3 protein-coding genes are annotated in these 1,911 nt (G+C 51.6%); 1 reads left to right on the plus strand and 2 read right to left on the minus strand.

The features are described from left to right. Positions 1-545: O-antigen ligase family protein (locus tag ACQY5R_RS18060; protein ID WP_428610681.1), on the plus strand; the 545-nt coding region annotated here is incomplete at its 5' end. A gap of 20 nt (positions 546-565) precedes the next feature. On the opposite strand, the gene ACQY5R_RS18065 is transcribed toward ACQY5R_RS18060, so the two are convergent. Together ACQY5R_RS18065 and ACQY5R_RS18070 are read right to left on the minus strand one after the other, a co-directional pair. Continuing rightward, a complete protein-coding gene (locus ACQY5R_RS18065; protein WP_428610682.1) occupies positions 566-1,153 on the minus strand; it encodes a D-sedoheptulose-7-phosphate isomerase in 588 nt (195 codons plus the stop codon). Further along, the coding region (locus tag ACQY5R_RS18070) for an aldo/keto reductase (protein ID WP_428610683.1) at positions 1,150-1,911 on the minus strand (762 nt) is incomplete at its 5' end. The genes ACQY5R_RS18065 and ACQY5R_RS18070, both read right to left, overlap by 4 nt.

Genomic DNA, 1,911 nt, shown 5'->3' on the forward strand with positions numbered 1-1,911 from the left:
CCATTTATACCAAAAATATTTCAGTTCTATTTGTAATAATACCGGTTGTATTTGTTGTCGCTATTGTTGCTGATAGCTACCTTTTCAGGCCACAAGGATTGGATATCGGTGGAGATACGTTTCAATGGCTTGATCGACTCAGCTCTAAGCGACTTACGATCTGGAGTACGGCGCTATCACATCCACCGGATAATATTTTAATGGGGGTGGGCTTGCATAGATCGATCGAGTTCCTTCCTCAGATCAGTTATGTGAAGCATCTGCATAACCTGTTTATCGAAATCTGGTATGAGACTGGATTACTGGGTTTGTTGGCTTATTTGCTGTTGCTGGTTTTACTATTTTGGGGAGCCCCTCGCGCATATCGAATGTTTGAAGGTATTGATCGAAGGGTTTATGCCGTGTTTTTTGCCTCAGGCATGGCGGCATTAATTGGTGGGTTATTGGATAAAGGTTATTTACATCCGCTTACCCGCTATTACATGCTGTTCTGCTTTTCGGTTCTCTATCTCTACCACCGTCAATGCCGTCAATCCAAGGCCTAAACGAGTTGATGATTTTGCTTTCAGCCAAATAGGGTATGTTCTAGGGTATGACACAGCGCGTGAATGATCACTATATGCTGTTCCTGGATGGTGCTGGTTTCTGTGCCCTTGGCCAGGATGAGATGATCGGCCAGCGCGGCGGCCTTCCCTCCTTGGTGTCCAGAGAGCAGGATACTGGTCAATCCCATCTTTCGGCACTGCTCCAGCGCACGTAGGATATTGGGGGAATTGCCGGAGGTGGTGATGGCAAGAAACAGGTCGCCCGGTTTCATCTTGCCTTCGACTTGTCGGCTGAAGATATAGTCATATCCGTAATCGTTACTGATCGCCGTTAGGATTGAGCTATCCACTGTAAATGCCTCGGCCGGCAGGGCCGGTCGATCCTTGCCGAAGCGACAGACCAGTTCGGCAGCAAGATGTTGGGCATCGGCGGCCGAACCGCCGTTACCGGCGATGTAGAGTCGTCCGCCCTGCCGATAACAGTCGATAATCGCCTGCATAGCCTGATCAAAGGCCGCCATCTGCTCCTGGTCTTTCAGCAGCGCCTGCTTGGCCTCAATGGAGCATTCCAGAAACTGCTTCAGTTGATCCGCGTGGCTTGTGCTCATTGTGTTTCGATCTCTTCCAGTACTTGTTCGATGATCCGGACATTGTCCCGCAGGTGGTCCGGGTTGATGGTGCCGACTATCATGCCACTGACCCCGGGTTGGGAGAAGACAAAACGCATCGATTCTTCAACACCGTGTGCGCCGGGAATATGGCCGCTCTGCAGGCCTTTTTTGATCAGGACGCCCCGTTTTTTTTCCGCGGCGGCCCGGAGGACTGATAACTCTTCATTGTAGGCAAGGTTGCAGGTGGCCATGACGATGTCCATCTTGTCGACTACCGTTAATCCCCCTTCGACGCTCTTGCTGGACATGCCGTGAGCGCGGATCAGTCCGCGCTCTTTCAGATTTTGAAGCGCATCCAGAGCGCCTTCATTTTCCAATATGCCGAGATCGTCGCCGTCTGAGTGGATCAGTACCACATCCAGATAGTCGGTGTTGAGGGTTCGCAGGCTCTGCTCTACGACTTCAATGGTCGTTTGGTAGCTGAAATCGAAACGGGATTTGCCCTGCTCGAAGAACTCACCCACCTTGGAGACGATCACCCAATCGTTTCTGGCGCCCGGAAGCAGTTTGCCCAGCCGTTCCTGGCTGCTGCCGTAGGCAGGGGCGGTGTCTATCAGGTTGATCCCCAGTTCTTGGGTCTGTGCCAGTAGATTGCGTACGCTGTAATCGTCCGGGATTTCGAAATGGCTCGGATACTTGACCTGCTCGTTACGACCCAGCTTGACCGTTCCCAGTCCTAATGGACTGATCTGGAT

This window comes from Sedimenticola sp. (genome assembly GCF_050289425.1).
GTDB lineage: Bacteria > Pseudomonadota > Gammaproteobacteria > Chromatiales > Chromatiaceae > Sedimenticola.

What these genes read in the sequence shown, in the direction of transcription:
- ACQY5R_RS18065 (WP_428610682.1), bottom strand. Translation starts at nt 1,153, where the DNA reads ATGAGCACAAGCCACGCGGATCAACTGAAGCAGTTTCTGGAATGCTCC.